The 21,239-nt window shown below is 73.3% G+C and carries 19 protein-coding genes; 9 read left to right on the forward strand and 10 right to left on the reverse strand.

Annotated elements, in window-relative coordinates; translation table 11 throughout:
• Window positions 1-630: 630 nt before the first annotated feature.
• On the reverse strand, window positions 631-846 hold the full coding sequence (locus tag ACFV18_RS13795) for a hypothetical protein (RefSeq protein WP_380482709.1): 216 nt from the start codon (window positions 844-846) through the stop codon (window positions 631-633).
• A gap of 241 nt (window positions 847-1,087) precedes the next feature.
• Between ACFV18_RS13795 and ACFV18_RS13800 the strand changes: the two genes are divergently transcribed.
• On the forward strand, window positions 1,088-1,309 hold the full coding sequence (locus ACFV18_RS13800; RefSeq protein WP_380482711.1) for a hypothetical protein: 222 nt from the start codon (window positions 1,088-1,090) through the stop codon (window positions 1,307-1,309).
• A gap of 339 nt (window positions 1,310-1,648) precedes the next feature.
• The gene (locus tag ACFV18_RS13805; protein ID WP_380482713.1) at window positions 1,649-2,224 is read left to right on the forward strand and encodes a hemerythrin domain-containing protein; all 576 of its coding nucleotides are present in this window, start codon (window positions 1,649-1,651) and stop codon (window positions 2,222-2,224) included.
• A 177-nt stretch (window positions 2,225-2,401) separates the two neighbouring features.
• Here ACFV18_RS13805 and ACFV18_RS13810 read toward each other — a convergent pair whose 3' ends face one another.
• On the reverse strand, window positions 2,402-4,960 hold the full coding sequence (locus ACFV18_RS13810; RefSeq protein WP_380482715.1) for a SpoIIE family protein phosphatase: 2,559 nt from the start codon (window positions 4,958-4,960) through the stop codon (window positions 2,402-2,404).
• A gap of 172 nt (window positions 4,961-5,132) precedes the next feature.
• Between ACFV18_RS13810 and ACFV18_RS13815 the strand changes: the two genes are divergently transcribed.
• The gene (locus ACFV18_RS13815; protein WP_380482717.1) at window positions 5,133-5,699 is read left to right on the forward strand and encodes a type 1 glutamine amidotransferase domain-containing protein; all 567 of its coding nucleotides are present in this window, start codon (window positions 5,133-5,135) and stop codon (window positions 5,697-5,699) included.
• Between the two features lie 324 nt (window positions 5,700-6,023).
• Here ACFV18_RS13815 and ACFV18_RS13820 read toward each other — a convergent pair whose 3' ends face one another.
• Window positions 6,024-6,593 (reverse strand): TetR/AcrR family transcriptional regulator, encoded by a 570-nt coding sequence (locus ACFV18_RS13820; protein WP_380482718.1) that lies wholly within the window; start codon window positions 6,591-6,593, stop codon window positions 6,024-6,026.
• 148 nt (window positions 6,594-6,741) lie between these two features.
• Here ACFV18_RS13820 and ACFV18_RS13825 point away from each other — a divergent pair, with 148 nt between their 5' ends.
• Complete coding sequence (locus tag ACFV18_RS13825) at window positions 6,742-7,197, forward strand: hypothetical protein (protein WP_380482720.1); 456 nt, start codon at window positions 6,742-6,744, stop codon at window positions 7,195-7,197.
• Between the two features lie 80 nt (window positions 7,198-7,277).
• Here ACFV18_RS13825 and ACFV18_RS13830 read toward each other — a convergent pair whose 3' ends face one another.
• Together ACFV18_RS13830 and ACFV18_RS13835 are read right to left on the reverse strand one after the other, a co-directional pair.
• Entirely contained in the window at window positions 7,278-8,243 is a 966-nt protein-coding gene (locus ACFV18_RS13830; RefSeq protein ID WP_380482722.1) for a TIGR03557 family F420-dependent LLM class oxidoreductase, read from the reverse strand.
• 162 nt (window positions 8,244-8,405) lie between these two features.
• The gene (locus tag ACFV18_RS13835; RefSeq protein ID WP_380482724.1) at window positions 8,406-10,076 is read right to left on the reverse strand and encodes a hypothetical protein; all 1,671 of its coding nucleotides are present in this window, start codon (window positions 10,074-10,076) and stop codon (window positions 8,406-8,408) included.
• 318 nt (window positions 10,077-10,394) lie between these two features.
• Between ACFV18_RS13835 and ACFV18_RS13840 the strand changes: the two genes are divergently transcribed.
• Genes ACFV18_RS13840 through ACFV18_RS13850 form a run of 3 tightly spaced genes read left to right on the forward strand, consistent with a single transcriptional unit; the run spans window position 10,395 to window position 12,813 of the window.
• Window positions 10,395-10,823, forward strand: a complete 429-nt coding sequence (locus ACFV18_RS13840; protein WP_380482726.1) for a GntR family transcriptional regulator — start codon at window positions 10,395-10,397, stop codon at window positions 10,821-10,823.
• Window positions 10,820-11,779: an ABC transporter ATP-binding protein gene (locus ACFV18_RS13845; protein ID WP_380482728.1), complete on the forward strand. Its 960-nt coding sequence runs from the start codon at window positions 10,820-10,822 to the stop codon at window positions 11,777-11,779. Before ACFV18_RS13840 ends, ACFV18_RS13845 begins: the two co-directional genes overlap by 4 nt.
• The gene (locus ACFV18_RS13850) at window positions 11,776-12,813 is read left to right on the forward strand and encodes a hypothetical protein (RefSeq protein ID WP_380482730.1); all 1,038 of its coding nucleotides are present in this window, start codon (window positions 11,776-11,778) and stop codon (window positions 12,811-12,813) included. The genes ACFV18_RS13845 and ACFV18_RS13850 overlap by 4 nt, the downstream gene beginning before the upstream one ends.
• Before the next feature lie 57 nt (window positions 12,814-12,870).
• Here the strand turns inward: ACFV18_RS13850 and ACFV18_RS13855 are convergent, their stop codons facing one another.
• Together ACFV18_RS13855 and ACFV18_RS13860 are read right to left on the reverse strand one after the other, a co-directional pair.
• Complete coding sequence (locus ACFV18_RS13855) at window positions 12,871-14,355, reverse strand: SulP family inorganic anion transporter (RefSeq protein ID WP_380482732.1); 1,485 nt, start codon at window positions 14,353-14,355, stop codon at window positions 12,871-12,873.
• Between the two features lie 282 nt (window positions 14,356-14,637).
• Window positions 14,638-15,105, reverse strand: coding sequence for a hypothetical protein (locus ACFV18_RS13860; protein ID WP_380482734.1), 468 nt, complete (start codon window positions 15,103-15,105; stop codon window positions 14,638-14,640).
• Between the two features lie 424 nt (window positions 15,106-15,529).
• On the opposite strand from ACFV18_RS13860, the gene ACFV18_RS13865 reads away from it, so the two are divergent.
• On the forward strand, window positions 15,530-16,963 hold the full coding sequence (locus tag ACFV18_RS13865) for an FAD-dependent monooxygenase (protein ID WP_380482736.1): 1,434 nt from the start codon (window positions 15,530-15,532) through the stop codon (window positions 16,961-16,963).
• Window positions 16,964-17,322: 359 nt separating this feature from the next.
• Window positions 17,323-17,838: a GNAT family N-acetyltransferase gene (locus ACFV18_RS13870; RefSeq protein WP_380482738.1), complete on the forward strand. Its 516-nt coding sequence runs from the start codon at window positions 17,323-17,325 to the stop codon at window positions 17,836-17,838.
• 94 nt (window positions 17,839-17,932) lie between these two features.
• Here ACFV18_RS13870 and ACFV18_RS13875 read toward each other — a convergent pair whose 3' ends face one another.
• The 3 genes from ACFV18_RS13875 to ACFV18_RS13885 all read right to left on the reverse strand — a co-directional run bounded on the left by ACFV18_RS13875 (window position 17,933) and on the right by ACFV18_RS13885 (window position 21,236).
• A complete protein-coding gene (locus tag ACFV18_RS13875; RefSeq protein ID WP_380482740.1) occupies window positions 17,933-18,829 on the reverse strand; it encodes a PaaX family transcriptional regulator C-terminal domain-containing protein in 897 nt (298 codons plus the stop codon).
• 307 nt (window positions 18,830-19,136) lie between these two features.
• A complete protein-coding gene (locus tag ACFV18_RS13880) occupies window positions 19,137-19,985 on the reverse strand; it encodes an alpha/beta fold hydrolase (RefSeq protein ID WP_380482742.1) in 849 nt (282 codons plus the stop codon).
• A 21-nt stretch (window positions 19,986-20,006) separates the two neighbouring features.
• Window positions 20,007-21,236 (reverse strand): saccharopine dehydrogenase family protein, encoded by a 1,230-nt coding sequence (locus ACFV18_RS13885; protein WP_380482744.1) that lies wholly within the window; start codon window positions 21,234-21,236, stop codon window positions 20,007-20,009.
• Window positions 21,237-21,239: the final 3 nt, after the last annotated feature.

Below are 21,239 nucleotides of genomic sequence, written 5' to 3' on the forward strand. Positions count from 1 at the left end.
CCCACCCGCGTTCAGCAGCGCCGGACCGACCTAGCACAAGCGGGACGGCCCTCGACGGCGGCCCTGCCCCGGCCATCGACGCCATGCAAGCCGCCAACCCCCGCGCCCCCAAAGCCCTTCAAGCCTTGGCCGCCGCCAACCCCCGCACCCTCGCAGCCCACTCGATCGTCGGCCGCCACCAAGACAGCGACGCCCAGTCCGCGCCAACGAGGCGGCAGCACATACCGCAGCCACCGGCCCGTCCCACCGGCGTTCAGCATCGCCAGACAGCGCGGATCGGCCTTGCACAAGCGGGACGGCCCTTGACGGCGACCCTGCCGCCGGTCAGCACCGCCCGCACCGCCCGATCGGCCTGCCCAGCAGCACGGCGGCGACCCGGCGCCCGCTATCAGCGCTGTGTGGAACTCCAACCCCCGCGCCCCCGCCACCCGTTCGATCCTCGGCCACCGCCAATACGGCGACGCCCAGTCCGCGCCGGCGGGCACCAGCGCATACCGCAGCCACCGGCCCTCGCCGCCTCCCGTACACCCCCCGTACCTCCGCGCCCCGGCACTCGGCCGCCTGGTTCCTAGGGTGAGCGGCGACGACGGGGCGGTCGGGCCGACTCTCCTCGCCGTGCCGGCCGACCTGTCACGGCGCTCGGACGTCGGCGTCGGGCGGCTCGGGATCGGCCGGGTTGCCGGTCTCGGCCTTGGGCTCCGCTGCCGCGCCCTGCCCGTGCTTCACCTCGGTCGGGGTCGGCGCGACGGTCGGCGCGCCGTCCTTCTCGCTGAGATGCTGTTCCTGACGTTCCGGCAGGTCGGGGTCCGGATGCTGCGGCGACGACGTGCGGTGTTCGGTGGCCATGACGGTACGCCCCTTCCCATCGTTCTCGATCTGTCCTCGGCCGCTGCCGCGCCTACCCGCCGGGATCGACGCCAATCCGTCCGACGCACCGCACCATCCGTCGGGTTTGGCATCCGCGCCTCCGGTGCAGACGCTGGTCGGCCCGCCTCCTGGCGGAGCCCGGCGAGGAGTCCCGAGCAACCCCGACCGCACTGGCCGGGACAGTCGCCGACCGCCCACTTCCGGTTTGGATCCCACCCCCATGGCCGACCCCGCGACCCCCGCTCCCTCACCTGCCGACCGGGCCCGCAAACAGGGCCTGCGCGACCCGTCGATCGATCAACTCCCCGAGGACCGTCCGGAAGCCGAGCCCGGCCCCGAGCCCGAACCTGACTCGGACCGGGCCCGCCCCCGTCACCACCACCGCAGCATCGACGACCTGAAACTCCCGCCACCGGACCACCCGGACCACCCCCAGCCGTGACCGTCTTCAGTCGGGCCGACACCAGCCACCCTGCGAGGTCAGCCCCGGCCGGAGGCCTGACGGCGGGGCACCCGGACAACGGATGGCAACGGATGCCCGCCCGCGACACGAACGACCGCTCCCGGAGTCGCGAAGCAAACGGAAAGCGCTTACCACGCTCGGCCCCGCTCAGTACGGCGACAGCTTGGAAAGCGCTTGCCGAACCGGGCTGGCGGGTCGGCGCCGCGGCAACCGGAAACCGCTTTCCGCAGGTCGGCGGCACAGCGCGGTTTCGCGTGCGCGAACTCGGGCAGGCGCAGTGAGGAGGGGCGGGTACCGCGGACGAAGAGGTGCGTGACGATGACGGTCGAGCGGGAACTGGACCTGTTGGAGCAGCTGACCACCGATCATGAGGTGCTGCGGGTGCGCTTCAGTGAGCTGGCGGGTCTGCCGTTGGGCGATCCGCAGCGGGACCGGCTGGCGTTCCTCACCGCCGACACGCTGGTGCGGCATCTGGCGGCGGAGGACGAGTATCTGTACCCGATCGCGCGCGACGGACGGCCGCCGCACGACGACGCGGTGGCGCACGGGTTGCAGACGCATGCGGCGCTGTACGGGCTGGTGCGTGAGTTGCAGGCGACGGCGCCCGGCTCGGCCGAGTTCGACCGCCTGCTCGCCCGGCTGATCGAGCAGGCGACGGGGCACTTCGGGCTGGAGGAGGCCCAGTTGTTCCCGACCGTCCGCACGCACGCCGCCCCGCCCCGCCTGCAGGCGCTGGGCGAACAGGCCCGTGAGACCGAGCGGACCACCTCGCCCCATCCCCGACCGGCCGGACCGCGTGACACCCTGCCTCCGGACGACCTGGTCGCCCCCGAACTGACCTGGCACGAACGCATGCACCGCCTGTTCCGCTTCGGCGACACCCGCGAGAACTGACCCAAGCCCCGCCCCCCACCACCCCAACCGCCCCCACCACCCCAACCGCCCCCACCACCCCGACCGCCCCCACCACCCCGACCGCACCTCACACCCGCACCCGCACCCGCACCGACACCCCGCGCCCCCTGCGGCCACCCCGCGCCGCGCGGCTCGCCCTCCCCCGAGGCCCTCGCGTCACGTGCTCGTCCCCGCGCCCGTGAAGCGGATCGCGAGAACGCAGGTGTCATCGACGGGGTTCGGGGCGCCGAGGCGGCGCAGGAGGTGGTCGAGGAGGCCTTCGAGATCTGGCGGGCGATATTCGTTGCAGGCGTGGAGGAGCCGGTCGAGGGCGGTGGCGAGGTCGGTGTTGCGGCGGGCGATCAGGCCGTCGGTGTACAGGAGGAGCCGGTCGCCGGGGGTGAGCCGGAGTTCGGCGGTGCCGTAGCGGGCCCGGGGGGCGACGCCGAGGATCATGCCGGCGGGCGGGTCGAGCGGGCGGGCGCTGTCGCGGTGCAGCAGGACGGGCGGCAGGTGGCCGGCGCGGGCCCAGGTCAGCCGGCCGGTGCGGGGGTCGAGGCGGGCGACGGCGGCGCCGGCGATGTGGTCGGCGCGCTGATGGCAGAGGATCCGGTTGAGGCGGTCGAGGATGCGGGCCGGTTCGGGTGCGTCGTAGGCGATGCCGCGCAGCGCGTGGCGGAGTTGGGACATCGCGGCGGCGGCGGGCAGGCCGTGTCCGGAGACGTCGCCGACGACGAGCAGGACGGTGCCGTCGGGCAGGTCGAGCAGGTCGTACCAGTCGCCGCCGACCTTGGCCTCGCGTTCGGCGGGCAGGTATCGGTAAGCGCTTTCCAGGCCGGTCACCGGCCGCCCGGCGGGGGCGCCCATCAGGGCCTGTTGCAGGGCCCGGACGGCGCGCTGTTCGCCGCCGGTGCGGCGGCGCTGGTCGGCGAGGCGGTCGCGAGTGTCGCTCAGGGCCTGTTCGGCGCGCCGCCACGGGGTGACGTCCTGGACCACGCCGGCCAGCGCGAGCAGGCGACCGTCGGGGGTGACAGTGGGCTCGCCCAGGGCACGCAGGCAGCGCTCGCCGTCGGGGGCGCGGACGGCGAAGTCGACGGGTTCGGCGGTCCGCCCGGCCAGCAGGTCGGCGGCGGCGGCGCGGACGGCGTCCCGGTCGGCGGGGACGACGGCGGCGAGCGCCGTGCGCGGGTCGAGCCGGGTGGTGCCGACGGGAGCGCCGAACAGCGCGGGCACGCCGTCGGAGCAGCTGAGTCCGCGCTCGCCGGGTCGCCACTCCCAGGTGCCGAGCCGGGCGAGTCGGGCGGCCTGAGCAGCCTGGACGAGGTGTCGTTCGGCTTCGTCGTGGGAGCGCCAGGTGACCAGCAGGCCGTCCTGGAACGGGATGGCGTGCAGGGTCATCGCGGTGGCGCGGGCGCTGCCGGCCACCGTTTCGACGTAACGTTCCGCCTCGCCCAGGTAGGGGACGCCGTCCTCGGCGGCGGCCCGCAGCCGCTCGAACGCGCCGGACCCGACCATGCCGGGGTACAGCTCGGACAGTCGGCGTCCGCGCAGTTCAGCAGCGGTCCGGCCGGCCAGGTCGACGGTGGCGGCGTTGGCGTGTTCCACCACCAGGTCGGTGACCGGCCCGCCGGGTTCGCGGACGGCGCGCAGCACCAGGACGGGGTCGAGCAGCCCGTCCAGCACGGCCCGGAACCACGGCGCACCGGCGGGCTCGAAGACCTTCAGGTCGGGCGCCTTCGGGGCGGGGGCGCCGACCGGGAAAGGGTCGGCCGGATCGGGGACGGCCGGGGACGGTCCGGGCAGCCGCGCCAGCGTGTCGGCGGTGAGGTCGGCGAGCGCGGCGAGGTGCGCTTCGGCGGCGCGGCTGGGGCGGTAGCGTTCGGCCCAGCCGATCTTCATGGCCCCGATCAGCCGGTCGCCGTCCTCGCCGTGTGCCCGCAGCGGCAGTGCGCAGACGGTGACGCCGGGGACCAGGTCCTCGCCCGCGAGGTCGGGGTAGCGGGCGGCGAACTGGCGGCGGTCGGCGACCCAGACGACGCGTCCGGTGCGCAGCGCCTCGGTCAGCGGCACTTTGGTGCGCAGCGGAATCCGTTGCCACTGGCTGAGTTGGCCCGCCGTCACCCCGTGTGAGCCGACCAGTCGCAGTGCGCCGTCCGGTTCGCGGGCGGCGAGCACGACGGCCTGGGCGCCGAGCGGGGCGAGCACGGCCCGGTGCAGGCGCTCGGCGAGTTCGTCGGCGTTTCCGGCGGTGGCAGCGGCGGCGGCGGCGAGGTGGTAGCGGGTGGCGAGTTCGGCCTCCCGGTCGGCCCGGGCGGACGGTCGCACCGGTGCCTCGTCGGCGGCGGCAAGGTCCGGGGCGGCGGCGTTCAGGGCGTCAGCGCCCGGTCGGGCCGCGCTCGGGACGTCCGTCTCGGTGTTCTCCGGGGTGCGGGCGGCGGGGCGAGGCGCGGCGGCGGCGACCAGGTCGGCGGCGATCTGCGCGAGTTTGCGGTTCTGCTGCTGGGAGCGGCGCACCAGTTCCCCGAACGCCTCCTCGGGCGTGCAGCCGACCCGTCCGACCAGCAGTCCCTTGGCCTGTTCGATCACGGCCCGGGTGCGCATCGCGGACCGCAGGCCTTCCAGTTCGGTCCGCAGCCGGTCGACGGTGGCCTCCATCGCGGGCGATTCCTCGCCTGCGGGCGACTTGCCGCCGGCCGGCCGCCCGTCGGCCTCCGACCGCTCTTCACCGACCGCCACGGTCTCCTCGCCTCCGCTGTCCTCGGGCCCCAACCCACGCTGTCCCTTTTGTGGCATTTCATCCTATTTTCGCGGGAGCCCGATACGCCCGCCGAGGCCGGTTTGGCGGGTGGCGATCGCGGTGAGACGCGGCGCGAGGGGGCCGGACGGATCACGGAGCGGAGGAGTCGAGATGAAGGAGCTGGACGGCGTCACCGTCGCATTCCTGGCAGCGCCCCAGGGGACGGAGCAGGTCGAGCTGACATCGCCGTGGCAGACGGTCGCGGACCACGGCGGCACGCCCCGGCTGGTGTCGACGAAGGCGGGGCGGATCCGGGCGTTCCACCACCTGGACCGGGCGGACGCGTTCACGGTGGACGCGGTGGCCGCGGACACCTCGGCCGCCGACTTCGACGCACTGGTGTTGCCGGGGGGCGTGGCGAATCCGGACTTCCTGCGCACCGACCGGCACGCCGTGGACTTCGTCGGCGGTTTCTTCGCGCGCGGCAAACCCGTCGCGGTGATCTGCCACGGCCCGTGGACGCTGATCGAGGCCGGCGCGGTGCTCGGCCGCACCCTGACGTCCTGGCCGAGCCTGCGCACCGATCTGCTGAACGCCGGCGCGAACTGGGTGGACCAGGAGGTGGTGATCTGCGTGGACGGCCCCAACACGCTGGTGTCCAGCCGCAAGCCGGCGGACCTGCCCGCCTTCGAGCGCGCACTCGTGGACGCCTTCGCCGGCCACCGGGCCGAGGTCTGAGCGATCCCGGGGGCGGCAGCCCGACCGAACCCCGCCCGGAGCCCGACGCGCAGGACCCCACCCCGCACGCGCCGGAGCCCCGGGCCCTGCGCGCTCCGGACGGTCGGCCGAGGACCGCCCCGCCGGCGCCCGCACCAGCACGTCCCGCACGGATCGCCCAGCGCCGCGCCCACGCCCACGCCCACGCCCCGAGGAACCGACCCCTCGGCGAACAGTGCGGCAAGGCCGGCCGGGCACCGTACGCGGAGGAGCTGCGCGCCCACGCGGCACGCTGCGCCGTCAACCGTCAGCCGTCAGCCGTCAGCCGCCGCCCCGCTTCGGCGGTCAGCCCCCGAGGTGGTGGGGCGGGCGGTCGAGAATGAGCGCGCCGGCGCGGTCGATCACCTCGGCGCGGGTGCGGCCGGGGTGGTCGGCGGCGAGGAAGTGGCTGCCGATGGCCGTGCAGAAGGCCAGCAGGCTGCGGGCCTCGATCTCGTCGGGGTCGGTGCAGAAGGTGCCGATCACCTCGCGCAGCAGGCCCATGCGCGTGTTGTCCACGTGGCGCAGCCGCTCGGCGACGGCCTGGTCGCGGCGGGCCCAGTCGCGGACGGCCAGGTCGATGGGGCGCAGCCGCTCGGAGAAGGTGAGTTTTCCGGCCAGGCGCGCCCGGTCTCTGAGGTCGCCGCCCCGGTCGTCGAGTTGAGTGAGGACGTCGTCGGTGGCCTCCCGCTCCCAGGTGTCGAGCATCTCTCCCAACAGGGCGTCGCGGTCGGCGAAGTAGCCGTAGAACCCGCCCTTGGTGACGCCGAGGGATTTGGCCAGAGCTTCGACGCGTACGGCGTCCACGCCGCCCGAGGCCAGTGCCGACAGGCCCGCCTCGACCCACTTCTCGCGCGGTGTGCGCAGTGCGCCCATGTGTGTGCCACCTCACAATCCAGTCCGTTGTGCGGATCCGTACAACGGGTCTAGCCTCCTGTTGTACGCAATCGTACAACGTCGGACGGGGCCATCACAGGGCCTCCGTCGGACGTGCCCATCGGCACATCCTTGAAGGGATCCGGACATGCCCAACACGCTCTGGAAGAAGTCCCTGGCCACCGCCGGGATCGCCCTCGCCACCCTGACCGTCTCGGCCACCGCCCTGACCGGCCAGGCCTCCGCCGCCACCGACTCGAAGGTCACCATCGGCACGCCGATCAGCCTGTCGCAGTCCGAGATCATGGCCGACACCCCGAACTGCGTCAGCGACACCGGGGTCAAGGTCTGCTTCGACGCCTACGGCGACAAGGTGCGGGTGTACGACTCCGCCGCCGACGGCTGGTCCGCGGTCGGCCTGTGGGCCACCGACTACGACCGCACGGGCTTCTGCCGCAACTCCGGTGGCGCCGGCACCTGGGTCGAGTGCAACTACGACATGCGCGAAACGGGCAACATCCGGATCCAGCCCGCCCTCTGCGACGGCGACACCGGGAAGTGGCGGGTCTCCCCGATCTGGAAGTGGCTGCCGATCGGCGGCTGACCCACCCGGCAGCCGGGCCGCCCACGCGGGCGTCGCGTACGGGGGTCGCGACGCCCACGCGGTCTTGCGCCGATGTTCCGTCACAGCTCACGGAGTGCGGGCAGCAGTTCACGCTCCGCCCAGTCCAGGTAGGCGGGCTGGCTCTCGCCGCCGATCTGGATCAGCGCGACCTCGTCGAACCCGGCCCGCACGAACGGGCGGACGACGTCGAGGAAGTCCTCCGTCCGGTCGCCGCAGGGGATGATCCTGGCGACGTCCTCGGGGCGCACGTGGCGGCTGGCGGCGGCGAAGGCGGCGGGGCCGGGGAGTTCGGCGTTGACCTTCCAGCCGCCGCCGAGCCAGCGGAACTGCCGGTGGGCGCGGGTGACGGCGGTGTCGCGGTCGCGGTCGAAGCAGATCGGGACCTGCCCGACGGCGGGCTTTCCCGCGCCACCGTGCTCGGCGAACGCGGTCAGCAGGGAGCGCTCCGGCTGGACGGCGATCACCAGGTCGGCGAGGCGTCCGGCGAGCGCGCAGGAGGCCGGGCCGGAGACGGCGAGGCCGATCGGCGGGGGCGGCTCGGGCAGGTCCCAGAGTTTCGCGCGGTCCACCTGGAAGTGCTGCCCGTGGTGGGTGACGTACCCGCCGGCGAACAGCGCCCGGATGATCTCCATGGCCTCTGCCAGCATCTCCTGCCGCACTGCGGCGGCCGGCCAACCCCGGCCCACCACATGCTCGTTGAGGTTCTCGCCACTTCCCAGCCCGAGCCGGAACCGCCCGCCGGAGAGCAACTGGACGGTCGCGGCCTGCTGCGCCACCACCACCGGGTGGTAGCGGAAGGTCGGGCAGGTGACGTACGTCATCAGCGGCAGCGCGTCGGTGGCCCGGGCGGCCGCGCCGAGCAGTACCCAGGCGTTCGGGGCGTGGCCCTGTTCGTCCAGCCACGGGAAGAAGTGGTCGGAGGTCACCGAGAAGTCGAACCCGGCCCGCTCCGCGCGCACCACGTCCGCGACCAGGTCGGCCGGGCCGCGCTGCTCCGTCATCATCGTGTATCCAATTCGCACCATGGTGCGCGTGTGCCCGGCTCACGCGGGTCTCACAGCCGGATCCGCCCGTTTTCCCGCCGTTCGCAGCAGCCCCCCGCAGCAGCCCCTCGCAGCAGCCCCTCGCAGCAGCCCTTCGCAGCAGCCCGATGGCGTCGGCGCGGGTGGGCCCCGTCGGCACCTCGATCAGGTCTTGGTGTTCGTCAGGTGCGCGCCGATGTAGCCGACGATGATCTTCGGCGGATGGCCGGGGATCTGGGTGGCGTCGTAGAAGTGGACGCGGGGGGCGATCATCTTCCAGTTGTCGATCTTCAAGTGGGGCTTCATCGTCACTTTTCCGCTCGGGTGCACCCAGGCGGGGACGGCGAATATCCGCTCGTCCCCCCACCGCTCCATGGTCGTCCGGGTCTCGTTGATGGTGATGTGCTTCGGGGACCAGGCCACCGGGCTGGCATTCGCCTCGCAGAACTGCCGGACGTGGCCGTTGAAGTCGGGCCGGGCGGTGTACGACTCGAGGAACCGCAGGCCGTTCCAGATCCTGGCCGCCCACATCCGGTTGCGCGGGTACTCGTCCAGCGCGAAGGCCTCGGTCGGGTCGGCGGTGACCTCCAGGCCGGTGAACTCGCCCAGCCGCGCCCACAGTTCCTCCAGGGACTGGGGCATGCTCGGTCCCTGCTCGGTCACCACCGTCTCGGTGGACCGCCCGATCGCGCACAGGCGCGCCCGCAGGACATCGCCTTCGGTGCGCAGCCGCTCGACCTCCTCCCAGGCGGCGATCGTCTCCTCGATGTCGCGCAGCGAGGCGGCTTCGGCCTCTTCCGCCTGGGCTTCCAGCGAGCCGATGGTCCGGGCGTCGAGTTGAGCGTTGCGGGTGGCTTCCTTGAGGTCGTGGTCGGCCTGCGCGAGAAGGCCGGTCAGCAGCTCCAAGTCCTGCCGGAGGGTGGCGAGTTCGGCGGTGGTGCGGTCCGCGGCCAGGGCCGCCCGGCGCTCGGCCTGGTGGGCGCGGGCGGCGTCCGGGAAGGCCAGGCCGCGCAGGGCGGGGGGCAGGGGTACGGCGGAGGCGAGCCGCTGGGCGCTGAAGCCGATGCTGCGGAAGGCGCCGTCGTTGGGGGCGGTCATCCGGGAGTAGGGGATGAAGCGGTGGCGGGCGCCGTCCGCCGGCCACGCGGGGTCGACCTCGGTCAGGAAGGTGCGCACCGCGCCGGGGGCCACCCGGTGGTAGTCGCCGACGGCTTTCTGGAAGGCGCGGACCGCGTCGTCGTCGCTCAGCAGGTAGAGGGAGGCGGCTCCGGCGCAGTGCGGCATGGCCCGTTCCATGCGCTGCGACCAGGTGCTGTTCGGTTGCCGGGGCCGCGCGGCGACGATGACGGGCAGTTGCCGGTCGGGATCGCACAGGACGTCGAGGAGGTGACCCACGTTGGTGTCGACTTCCTGGGTGTTGAGCGTGAGCCGGGCCAGGCCGTCGCGGGGGCGGAGGGCGACCACCAGGTCGCGGACGATGCCGGGCCGCATCGGATTCACCGTGGCACCGACGTTCGGGAACGCCTCCAGGGTCACGTTGACGACGGCGGACGCGCTGTCCGGGGTGACGGCGGTGATGGTGGTGCGCCAGGTGGCCTCCCGCTGGTCCTCGCGCAGTTGCAGACGGATGGCCCGCTCGGTGCCGCCGCTGCCGTAGATCACCTGATTGACCAGGACCGAGCCGGACTTGAGCACGTGACTGCCCGTCGCCAGCGGTGCGGTAGCGAACTTCTTCCCCAGCCACTCGGAGGTGAGGCGACGGACCGTGGGAAAGACCTGGGCCGGGTCGGAGGCGGTGAGGGTGGAGCGAACGGTGATCGGATTCGCGGGAGACAACGTTCTGGCCGTCCTGGAGTGCGGAAGAGGGCGCATGGGGGCGGGCGACGCCCCAGGTTGGCCTGACGCCGCCAAGGCCACCGTACCGACTGCGAACGACTGTTGTCGCCGCCACGGGTTGGCCGAGTGCTCGAAGTCCTTTACTGGCACACGATATTGACGATCCATCAGTTGCCTGATGGCGCAAGGCCCGACGGGCCGCCCGACCCTGCGCGGTGCTCCGGCGTGCGTCAAACCGCGCTCCCACCAGGCAACTTGACCCGATCACGCCCACCCGGCACCATTCCACTAATCAATTAGTGAAAGGGTGGTGGTGCCGTGATCGAGTACCGCCTCGATCGGCGTGGCGGCGTGCCGACGTATCAGCAGATCGTCCAGCAGACCAAGCACGCGCTGCGGCTCGGCGCCCTGCAGCCCGGGGACCGGTTGCCGACGGCGCGGGAGGTGGTGGAGCGGACGGCCGTGAATCCGAACACCGTGCTGAAGGCGTACCGGGAGCTGGAACGGGAGGGCCTGGTGGCGCCGCGGCCGGGGCTGGGGACGTTCGTGCTGCGGTCGCTGTCCCGGCCGGAGACGGCCGAGGACGGGCCGCTGCGGGCGCAGTTGACGGCGTGGGTGGACGGGGCCCGGGAGGCCGGGCTCGACCGGGAGGACATCGGCGCGCTGGTGGCCTCCGTACTGGATCAGCGCTTCGAGACCGGGCCCGGCCCGGCGGAGCGGACGACACTGGGCAAGGGGGAGGAATGACCGCAGCGATGGGCGCGCAGCCGCTCGCACTGGAGGCGAGGAACCTGGGCCGGTCCTACCGGCGGGGCCAATGGGCGGTCCGGCACTGCGACTTCACGGTGCCGACCGGCCGGATCTGCGGAGTGGTCGGGCCGAACGGAGCGGGCAAGAGCACACTCCTTGCGCTGGCGGCACGGCTGCTCACCCCGTCGGAGGGCGAACTGCGGGTGCTGGGTGAGCCGGTGAGCTCCCCCGCGACGCCCGAGCTGCGCGCCGGGGTCGCCCATGTGACGCAGGAGAAGCCGCTGTACCGGACGTTCACGGTCGCCGACACGCTGCGCATGGGCCGCGAGCTGAACCCGTCCTGGGACGAGGCGACCGCCCAACGCGTGGTCGAGCTCGGCGAGTTGCGTCCGGATGCCCGGGTCGGCCGGCTGTCCGGCGGCCAGCGCAGCCGGGTCGCGCTGGCCCTGGCGCTCGGCAAGCGGGCCCAACTCCTGCTGCTGGACGAGCCGTTCGCCGATCTGGACCCGCTGGCCCGGCACGACCTGACCGGCCTGTTGCTCGCCCAGGCCGCCGAGCACGGCACCACGGTGGTGATCTCCTCGCATCTGCTGGCCGAGCTGGAGGACGTGGTCGATCACGTCCTGCTGGTGCAGTCCGGCCGCATCCGGCTGGCCGGCGACCTGGACGAACTCCTGGACGGGCACCGCCTGGTGGCGGGCCTGGCCGATGCGGAGCGGCCGGCCGGGACGGTGGTCGAGTGGCGGGTCACCGGCCGCCAGGCCACCGGGCTGATCCGTACCGACCCGACCGGCCCGCCGCCCGAAGCGCTGTCCGAGTCCTGGGACGCGACCCGTCCACGCCTGGAGGATCTCCTGCTCGCCCACCTGCGCAACCCCGCCGAGCCCGGGCCGCCGGACCCGGAGAGCGTTTCCACGGACCGTCTTTCGAACACCAGCGAGGCCGCCGCATGAGCACCGCAGAGCTGACCCCGGCCGCCGCGCCCGACACCGTCTCCGGCGGCCCGGACCCGGCCCGCCGCTCGCGCCTGCGCGGCCTCGTCTGGCTGGCCTGGCGGCAGAACCGGCTCGCCGTCTGGACCTTCGGCGGCGCCATGCTGCTGGTGTGCGTCGCGCTGTTCGTCCTGCACTGGAAGTTGCGGGACGTCATCTTCCTGACCCACGGCCCCTGCGCCGAGCCCAGCAGTTGGAACGTGCCGATCTGCGGGCACCTGGTGGCCGACCGCGGCAATGCGATGGACGCGTACACCAACCTGACGCACCGGCCGTTCTTCCTGCTGCCCGTGGCGGTCGGCATGTTCCTGGGCGCTCCGCTGCTGGCCCAGGAGTACGAGCGCGGCACCCTGCGGATGATCCGCGCCCAGTCGGTGTCGCCGGTGCGCTGGCTGACCGCCCGGCTGACCGCGCCCGCGGCGCTGGTGACCGTCGCGGTCGGCCTGTTCGCCGCGATGAACACCTGGCTCTGGCTCGACATGCACCGCCTCGGCTGGGGGCAGGACAACCTGTTCCCGGGATTCACCTACGCGACGATCGGCCTGGCGCCGCTCGCCTGGTCGCTGTTCGCGCTGGCGGTCGGCGTGGCGGTCGGTCAACTGCTGCGCCGCACCCTGGTGTCCGTGCTGGTGACCGGCGTCCTCGTGCTGGGGGCCCAGCTGCTGGTCCGTTCGCTCCGGGTGTACTTCGTCCCGCTGGCCGAGGCGACCGGCCACATCCCCGGGGCCGTCCCTTCCCACGCCGTCCCGTACTCGATGCCGCCCAACTCCTGGCTGGTGGACCACGGGCCGGTGCTGGCCGACGGGACGCGGGCTTCCGAATCCGACTGCTACCGCCTCGGCGACGCGTGTGACAACTCCCCTCTCTCCTGGGTCACTTACCACCCGAACTCGCATTTCGTCCCGATGCAGCTCGTCGAGGGCGGCCTGTTGCTGGCCGTCTCGGCCGCCCTGGTGTTCCTGACCTACCGGCGGGTCACCCGGACCGCCGTCTGAACATGCCGGTGCCCGGCGCCCTGGTCCTTCGACCGCGGCGCCGGGCACCGGCGTGTGTCAGGTCGATCCGACCAGCTCCGGGCCGGGGGTGACGGTGACGGGGACGCCGCGTCGGCGGTGCTGGTCGGCCCAGGAGGTGAGGGCCTGGCGGCAGGCCGCGTCGAGATGGGTGAGGGCGGACAGGTCGAGTTCCACCGAGCCGGTCGGGGTGACGTCCTCCAAACGGTCGACCAGGGTGGGGAGTTTGACGAAGGTCGCGTTCCCGTGCACCCGCACCACGGTGCCGTCCGGCAACTGCTCGACGTGCAGCCGGATGTGAGTGACGTCCCAGGCGGTCTTGGCGAGCGCGGCGACCAGGCCGATCGCCACGCCCTCCAGCAGGTTGGTGGTGACGATGCCGACCGCCGTGGCGAGCAGCACGAGCGCCTCGGAACGATCCGCGCGCCACAGCCGCAACCGGGCCCGGGGCGCGACGAGTTTGCCGCCCGCGTGCAGCAGCAGCCCGGCGAGCGCGGCCAGCGGCACCAGGTGCAGCAGGCCGGGCAGCACCAGCGCGAACAGCAGCAGCCAGACGCCGTGCAGGATCCGCGCGGCCTTCGTTCGGGCGCCCGCCTGGACGTTGGCGGCGCTGCGGACGATCACCGCCGTCATCGGCAGCGCACCGAGCGCCCCGGCCACCGTGTTGCCGACACCCTGGGCGAGCAGCTCCCGGTTGTAGGCGGTACGCGGCCCGGCGTGCATGTGATCCACGGCGGACGCGCTGAACAGGCTCTCGGCGGACGCGATCAGCGCGAACGCCAGCACGGTGCCCCACACTTCGGGCCGCACCAGCAGCGCGAACTGCTCGACGCCCGGCGGCTGCACGGTGTCGAGCAGGCCGTCCACCCGGACGGTCGGCACCGGCAGGTGCAGCAGCCGGACGGCGGCCGCGGCGAGCACCACCGCCACCAGCGGGCCCGGCAGCAGCGCGAGACGGCGCGGCGCGTACTTCCACAGCACCAGCACCGCCACCACCCCCGCGCCGACGGCGAGCGACGCCCCGCCTGCCGCCGTGTCCACCGCGCGGACGGCCGCGACGGGCAGACCGGCCAGGTCGGCGAGCGCCTCCCCTTCGGCCTTGCGGTCCAGCAGCACGTAGGACTGCGAGGCGATCAGCACGATGCCGATACCGGTGAGCATCCCCTCCACCACGGCGGCGGAGACGGCCCGGAACCAGCGGCCCAGGCGCAGCACCGCGAGCAGCACCTGCACCAGCCCGGCGGTCAGCACCACCACGCCGAGCGCGGGCAGCCCGTAGGTGGTGACGGCGGAGTGGACCAGCACGGTCAGTCCGGCGGCGGGCCCGCTGACCTGCAGGCTGCTGCCGGGCAGCGCGCCGGCCACCAGGCCGCCGATGATGCCGGTGACCAGGCCGAGTTCGGCGGGCGCGCCGGAGGCGACGGAGACGCCCACGCAGAGTGGGACGGCGACGAGGAAGACGGTGATCGAGGCGGGCAGGTCGGTGCGCAGCACGGCGCGCACCCGGGCGGGGTTCCAGGGCATGGCGGGTCCTCGGACGTAGCAGTGACGGGGACTTCCGGTGGCGCGGGGGCACGCCCGGCCCGCCCGGCGGGCAGGCGGGTGCGGGCGGCGGGCGGGACGGCGCGGGCAGCGGGCGGGACGGCGCGGCGCGGTGCAGTGCGACGCGGCAAGGTACGGCGCTGGGCAGTACGGCGCGACGCGGTACGGCGCGACGCGGTACGGCGCGGCATTGTGCGGCGCGGCATTGTGCGGCGCGGTGAGGGTCGGTGACGGGGTGTCGGGGCCGGGCGCGACGGCTCCGGCTCAGCGGCGGAACACCTGGAGTGCGGCGGGTCCGGCCGGTCGGGCGGCCGGTGCGGGTCGGCCGGCGGTATCGGGCGGCGTGCGCGGGGCAACGCAGCCGTCCGCGTGGACTGCCGCCCGTGATCCCGTCCGCTTCACCGTCCCGGGGGTCCGGGCGTCTCGGTGAACGGTGGGTTGGGGAGCGGAAGTTGTGGAGTCGCGTCCTCGCTCGACGCCCTCCGGCTCCTCCTCCACCACAGTGACGGCGCTGGCCGCACTGACCGCACTGCTCGTGCTGCCGACCGTGGCGCCGGCCGCCCGAGCCGCTGCCCCGCGGGTGTCCGTGAACCGGTCGCCCGCCGGGCCGGGGAGCAGCGCCACCACCAGGGCCACCGCCAGCGCGACAACCATCGCGGCAAGCAGCGCGACAACCATCGCGGCGACCGGTGCGGTGCGCGGCAGCCGGGTCGGCGGCACGGCTCTGTGCATCCCCGCCCTCCCCGGCTCGCGTCCGTGCCGGCTCCCCGCCGGGTGGACTTGATGTGCCGTCATCGTATCCGGACGGTCACCGTGGGTGTGCGGCTGTGGGCGGTCTGCCGGGGTCTCGGCCACGGGTTTGTCCGGTTCCCGGCCGCGCACACGCCGCGCACACGCCGCATCCAGGGGCCGCACGCCGTCGCACCGGCCGTCGCAAAGGCCACCGCACCGGCGGCGGCCCGGCACTGCCGCCGGGAACAGCAACGGCAGGGCGGTCGGGCCGCTCCTGCCACTACCAAGCTATAGCGCGACGGGGGGCTTGTGGCAAGGCCCGGGGGCTGTCGCAGAATGTCCGACCGAGGGCGGGGAAGCCCGGGAAGCGACGTTCGCGCCGGATCTGACGAAAAATCACTTGCCGGGCGATTTGGGAGAGTTGATGATCGACGTGCTGGTGGTCGGTGGCGGGCCGACCGGGCTGATGCTGGCGTGCGAGTTGCGGCTGCACGGGGTGGAGGTGGTGGTTCTTGAGCGGTTGACGGCTCCGACCGGGGAGTCCCGTGGGCAGGGTCTGCATGCGCGCAGTGTGGAGGTGATGGATCAGCGCGGATTGTTGGAGCGTTTCCGGGCGGTGAGTCCGGAGTATCGGGTCGGCGGGCTGTTCGGCGGCGTGCTGAAGGGCTGGCCGGAGGGCATGGACACGGCTCATCCGTACGGGCTGGCGACGCCGCAGCCGGTGACGGAGCGCTTGTTGGCGGAGCGCGCCGGGGAGTTGGGCGTGGATCTGCGGCGCGGTTGCGAGGTGGTGGGTCTGGCGCAGGACGAGGAGGGTGTCGAGGTCGAGTTGGCGGACGGCTCGCGGTTGCGGGCACGCTGGCTGGTGGGCTGCGACGGCGGTCGCAGTACGGTGCGCCGGCTGGCGGGTGTGGCGTTCCCGGGCGAGGCGGCGACGGTGGAGACGCTGCTGGGGCAGATGTCGGCGGCGGAGGATCCGGAGCGGATTGCCGAGGTGGTGGAGCGGGTCCGGCGTACCCAGGTGCGGTTCGGCATGCAGCCGGAGGGCGGCGGGCAGTACCGGGTGGTGGTGCCCGCCGACGGCGTGTCGGAGAATCGGGCGGCACCGACGCTGGAGGATTTCCGGCGGCAACTGCAGGCGGTGGCGGGTACCGACTTCGGTGTGCACTCGCCGCGTTGGCTGTCCCGGTTCGGCAACGCGACGCGGCAGGCGGAGCGGTACCGGGTGGGCCGGGTGCTGCTGGCCGGCGATGCCGCGCACATCCACCCGCCGACCGGCGGCCAGGGCCTCAACCTGGGCGTGCAGGACGCGTTCAACCTGGGCTGGAAGCTGGCGGCCGAGGTCAACGGCTGGGCCCCGCCCGGCCTGTTGGACAGCTACCACGCGGAGCGCCACCCGGTGGGTGCCTCCGTGCTGAACAACACCCGCGCCCAGAGCCTCCTGATCGGCACCGACCCGGGGCCGACCGCGCTGCGCGAACTGTTCGCCCGACTGATGGATTTCCCTGACGTGAACCGCCACATCACCGGCGTCATCACGGCCCTGGACATCCGCTACGCCTTCGGCGACGGCCCGGACCAACTCGGCCGCCACCAACGGGACATCCCCCTCACCGACGGCCGCCTCTACGCCCACCTGCACACCGGCCGCGGCCTCCTGCTGGACCGCACGGGCCACCTGTCGGCCGCCCCCTGGTCCGACCGCGTCGACCAACTCACGGACCCTTGCCCGGACTTGCCCGCCCCCGCCGCCCTGCTCCGCCCGGACGGACACGTGGCCTGGCTCGGCGAGAGCCAGCACGACCTGACGACCGCCCTGACCCGCTGGTTCGGCGCCCCACAGCCCCACCTCCCCTGACCCGCCGTGCCGCAGGGTTCCGTGCGCGGAGCGGTCCGCGCTGCCCGGCGCCGCTTACGGCCGCGGCTCCCCCCGATGGGCGCGAACCCCGGGGAACGGGGGAAACACGGCCCGCTCGGGTTGGGCGGCTGTGAGCCGGACAGTGGGGGCCGGTTCGGTGAGGGCGTCCACCAGTGTTTGACGCCCCGTGATTTCGGCACCGGCTCCAACCCTGCGGATCCGGGCCGGACGCAGTGCACGACCGTCAGCGCGCACCGCGGGCCGCCGACGGCCGGCGCCTCGACCGCCTCCGGCCATTGAGCGGCTTCGGCCCCTGGCCCAGCGGTCGGCGCGACGGGCCGAGGCCGTAGTCTCACCGTATGGAGAAGACCGTCACGTACCTGGAGATGACCGACCCTGCCGAGCTGCGGCCGTCCCCGCCGGTCCCCGCGCTGGCCCTTGTGCCGGCTGACGGCTCGTCCCCGGAGGTGCAGGCCGTCCAGGCGCGCGTCGGCGCGCCGCACGGCTGGCGCAGCACCGCCCGCACCGCCGCCGACTGGGCGGCCCACCTCGCCGAGCACCCCCGGCGCCAGTACTGGCTGCTGACGCACGACGGCGAGCCCGCCGGCATCGCCAACCTGGAGCCGCACCCGGCCGGCGAGGTGGAGATCACCACTTTCGGGCTCGTCCCGGAGCATGTCGGCCGTGGCCTCGGCGGCTACGCGCTGACGCTCGCGCTGCGCCAGGCGTGGGCCACCGAGCCGCTCGATGCCGAGTGCGTCCGGCGGGTCTGGCTGCACACCGACACCGGCGATCACCCGAACGCCCTGCGCAACTACCAGAGCCGGGGTCTGCGCCCGTACGACGTCCGGACCGAGACCACCGGCGCCCCCTGAGCTCGACTCTGTCGGGGATCTCGGACGATCCGGCTCACGTGCCAAGGGTTCGCCGGGCGCCAGGGCCTGTTCGAGCCGGTCGGCGTCGCGGGCCTCAGCCGGCGGCAACTGCTGGGCGGATCGCGTCGCGGTAGAGCTGGAAAAGGCTGATTCGCTCGCTCTTGTCTGTGTGCTTCTCCAGGAGCGACCAGCATTGCGCGACGAGTTCACGGGCCTGCGTGCCGGGCCAGGGCTGGGGCAGCAGTTCCGGCGGCAGGAGGGGGTCGGGCTCCATGGCGCGGGTGAATTCGGCGGCCAGTTCGACCGCGATCGTCAGCCGCTCGGGGCCGGGGAGGTGAGCGTCCTCCTGGAGTCGGCGCAGCCGCGGTCGGGCGACGCTGGCCAGTCGCCGGTAGCGGTCGGCGATCTCGTCCTGTGGCCACAGGGTGCGGGCGATTGCGACGGGGTCGTGTTCGTTGCCGTGGCGCAGGTTGTCCGTGGTCAACAGCGTGAGGTGGTCGAGGACATCGAGGTGGCGGGCTTGGTCTTCGACGTAGGGCTCCCAGGCGCCGGCGCTGACGTAGAGGCCGCCCTGCACGGGTGCGCCGCCGAGCCGGGTGAGAGCGGCTCGCAGGGCGTCGCGGGCGGTGCGGGCGGTCTCGGGGACCGCGAAGGCGACGAGGTGCCAGGTACCGTCCCAGGGGGCGAGGCCGGCATCCTGCCGGAACGCCTGTGCGACGAAGTCGACATCGGGTCCAAGTGCCCGCTCGGTGGCGCCGGTGGCCCGCAGGACCGCTTTGCGTCCCCTGCCTTCCTGGGTGAACCGCCCTTCGGTGACCAGCCGCTTGACGCACAGCCGCACCTGTTGGTCGGTCATGCCGAGCAGCGGGGCGATGGCGTAGAGCTCGCCGGCGTCAACCGTGTTGTCGGTGCGGATCAGTGCCTCGACGAGTGTCCGGGTGGGGACCTGGACGGCTGGTTCCGGAGTGCGGGGTGAATCCGTTCCAGGCATGGGGTGGTGGGCCTCTCTGGCGTCGTCGAGATGGTTGATCAAGGTGCCGCGTCGGAGTGCTGGATCGAGGAACGATCGGAATCGATTCAATCGTTTGCGGAACAGATTACCTTCGGCTCATGGGCTCGGGGAGTGATGCCGACGACCTCGACACAGTCCTGATCGGGGGCGCGAGGCGGGGCCGATCGTCATGGTCGCCCCGGTCCGGACCGGGGCGACCATGTGGCTCACCGGCAGGCGTGCACAAGGCGGTCCGGGGTCGGGACCTGCGCGTTGCACCCGCCGTCAAGCCCTGGCGCGACGCGCTTCACCGGTTGTTCCAGAACGAGCTGAGCAGGGCGGCCGTCTCTTCGGTGCGCTCGATCTGCGGCAGGTGACCGGTTCGCGGGAAGAGGTGGGTACGTGCCCGGGGCAGGGTGGACGCGGCGTTGATGAGATGACGGGCGGGAAGGATGCGGTCGTGGGTCCCCCAGGCGACCAGCGTCGGGGTGTCCAGCGCCGAGACCTCCGCAAGCAGCTCTGCGCGCCAGTGGGAACGTACGCCGCGCCAGGAACCGAGCTCGCGGGCCACCTGTCGCAGCGTCCGGGCGGCTCCTTCACGGCGGGCGAGAGCGAGTGCTGCGGCTGTCCGTTCGGGGGTCGCGAAGTCCGGATCGTGGAAGAGGGAGCGCTCCGCGAGCTGTGCGTTCTCCTTGGTGGGGCGCAGAAGCAGCCGCCAGAGCAGCGGCAGGTCGAGGATGCGCAGCGCCCAGGTGACCTCGCGGCCGAAGCCGGCGCTGTTGAGCAGGGTCAGCGAGGACACGCGCGCGGGTGCGTGAACGGCGAGCTGCATCGCGATGGCGCCGCCGAGGGAGTTGCCGACCACGTGCACGGGGGACGTCAGGCCGAGTCGGTCGAGTACCCGCTCGACGTGTCCGGCCAGTGAGGGGAGCCGGCAGTCCGGCAGGGGCTGCGACCGGCCGAACCCCGGGACGTCGATCGCGATGAGCCGGTGGTCGGGCAGGGCTGCTTGGAGCGGTGCCCAGTCCACCAGGCTGCGGTCCAGACCGTGCAGGAGGAGCACCGGGGGGCCGCTGCCCGTCGCGGCGTAGTGGACGGTACGTCCCGCGACGTCGATGAACTCGGTGGGGGGTGTGGTGGCTTTCTTCGATGGCACGTTGTTGTCTCCTGCCGCATTTCACCGGCTCGGGGTCACATCGACGATCACGCCGTCGCGAGGGCCGTCGGGGCCGGGAAGGTCGGGCACGTGGCGTGCCAGGTCGAGGAAGAAGCGGTCGGCGTCGATGGCTGTCTCCGGCGGGTGGACGCCGAGGTGGCCACCGGCGCCGTCCAGCAGTTGCGCGAGCCCCAGCGCCAGGGGCAGACCGGTTGCCTCCGCCATGTCGTTGAGCAGCGCCGAGGCGCCGGGCGTATCGGCGAGCCTGGCCAGGGCTGTGACGCGGCGGCCGTCGCGGGTGCCGGTGGCAACAGCGAAGAACGGGGGCAGCGACCCGGGCCCCTTGCGGGTCATGGCACCGGCGGTGGCCCGCAGCGCGCGGGACACCGAGGGCTTGGCGAGTTCGGCTGCCGCGGTCTCGTTGGTGAGTTTTCCGGCGTCGATGTCGCGGCGCAGGACGTCGAGGTAGGCGATCGTGCCCGGGGTGATGACCATGAGGTTGGCGGCCTCGCCGGCCGGCCGGAAGCTGCGGTGCAGGGTGACCGGCTCGGGGTGGCCGACGGTGTAGGCCGTGCCGGTGCGTCCGGCGGCTACGGAGAGGGCGACCGGCTGGAGCGGCCGCCGGTGAACGAGCCGTCCGCCGCTGACCATCGCGACTTTCCCGCTGATCTGCTCCATCCAGTGCACGGCGGCCGCGCTGGGGCGCCCGTCGGGGTCGCTCAGCTGCTCGTCGTCCCCGCCGCTGCCGGAGACGTCGACGGGCCAGGCGGTGTACAGGTCCTGGACCTGGTCCAGTTGCCGGACGGCACGTGTGGCCAGCAGATTGCTGACACCGGGGCTGGCGCCCAGTCCCACCACGGCACGGACCCCGGCGGCCCGGGCCTCGTCGTCCAGGCCGAGCATCTGCAGGGTCGGCTCCCAGTCGTCGCAGATGTCCAGGTAGTGGGTGCCGGTCGTGATCGCGGCTCGCAGCACGGTCAGGCCGAAGCGGTAGTACGGGCCGACGGTGTTGAGGACGGCGTCGGCGTCCTCCAGAGCGGCGTGCAGGGCGCCGCTGTCGGTCACGTCCACCTTGAGCGCCCGCATCGGCGCGCCGCCCGTGCCGTCCTTCTCAAGCCGGCGCACCAGTGTCCGGGCCGCCTCCAGGTTCCGGTCGGCCACGACGATCTCGGTGACGCCGGGGAGTCCGGCCGCCACGCGTACCGCTACGGCACCCATTGCTCCGGGGCCTCCGAGAGCCAGAATCCTCATTCA

Source organism: Kitasatospora sp. NPDC059673 (assembly GCF_042734215.1).
In the GTDB taxonomy this organism is placed as follows: domain Bacteria; phylum Actinomycetota; class Actinomycetes; order Streptomycetales; family Streptomycetaceae; genus Kitasatospora.

Bases quoted from the DNA above. Each gene is read 5' to 3' on its own strand.
- ACFV18_RS13870 (WP_380482738.1), top strand. From the start codon at position 17,323: ATGGAGAAGACCGTCACGTACCTGGAGATGACCGACCCTGCCGAGCTG.
- ACFV18_RS13875 (WP_380482740.1), bottom strand. From the start codon at position 18,829: ATGCCTGGAACGGATTCACCCCGCACTCCGGAACCAGCCGTCCAGGTC.
- ACFV18_RS13805 (WP_380482713.1), top strand. From the start codon at position 1,649: ATGACGGTCGAGCGGGAACTGGACCTGTTGGAGCAGCTGACCACCGAT.
- ACFV18_RS13855 (WP_380482732.1), bottom strand. From the start codon at position 14,355: ATGCCCTGGAACCCCGCCCGGGTGCGCGCCGTGCTGCGCACCGACCTG.
- ACFV18_RS13860 (WP_380482734.1), bottom strand. From the start codon at position 15,105: ATGCACAGAGCCGTGCCGCCGACCCGGCTGCCGCGCACCGCACCGGTC.
- ACFV18_RS13845 (WP_380482728.1), top strand. From the start codon at position 10,820: ATGACCGCAGCGATGGGCGCGCAGCCGCTCGCACTGGAGGCGAGGAAC.
- ACFV18_RS13825 (WP_380482720.1), top strand. From the start codon at position 6,742: ATGCCCAACACGCTCTGGAAGAAGTCCCTGGCCACCGCCGGGATCGCC.
- ACFV18_RS13850 (WP_380482730.1), top strand. From the start codon at position 11,776: ATGAGCACCGCAGAGCTGACCCCGGCCGCCGCGCCCGACACCGTCTCC.
- ACFV18_RS13885 (WP_380482744.1), bottom strand. From the start codon at position 21,236: ATGAGGATTCTGGCTCTCGGAGGCCCCGGAGCAATGGGTGCCGTAGCG.
- ACFV18_RS13800 (WP_380482711.1), top strand. From the start codon at position 1,088: ATGGCCGACCCCGCGACCCCCGCTCCCTCACCTGCCGACCGGGCCCGC.
- ACFV18_RS13865 (WP_380482736.1), top strand. From the start codon at position 15,530: ATGATCGACGTGCTGGTGGTCGGTGGCGGGCCGACCGGGCTGATGCTG.
- ACFV18_RS13815 (WP_380482717.1), top strand. From the start codon at position 5,133: ATGAAGGAGCTGGACGGCGTCACCGTCGCATTCCTGGCAGCGCCCCAG.
- ACFV18_RS13795 (WP_380482709.1), bottom strand. From the start codon at position 846: ATGGCCACCGAACACCGCACGTCGTCGCCGCAGCATCCGGACCCCGAC.
- ACFV18_RS13820 (WP_380482718.1), bottom strand. From the start codon at position 6,593: ATGGGCGCACTGCGCACACCGCGCGAGAAGTGGGTCGAGGCGGGCCTG.
- ACFV18_RS13830 (WP_380482722.1), bottom strand. From the start codon at position 8,243: ATGGTGCGAATTGGATACACGATGATGACGGAGCAGCGCGGCCCGGCC.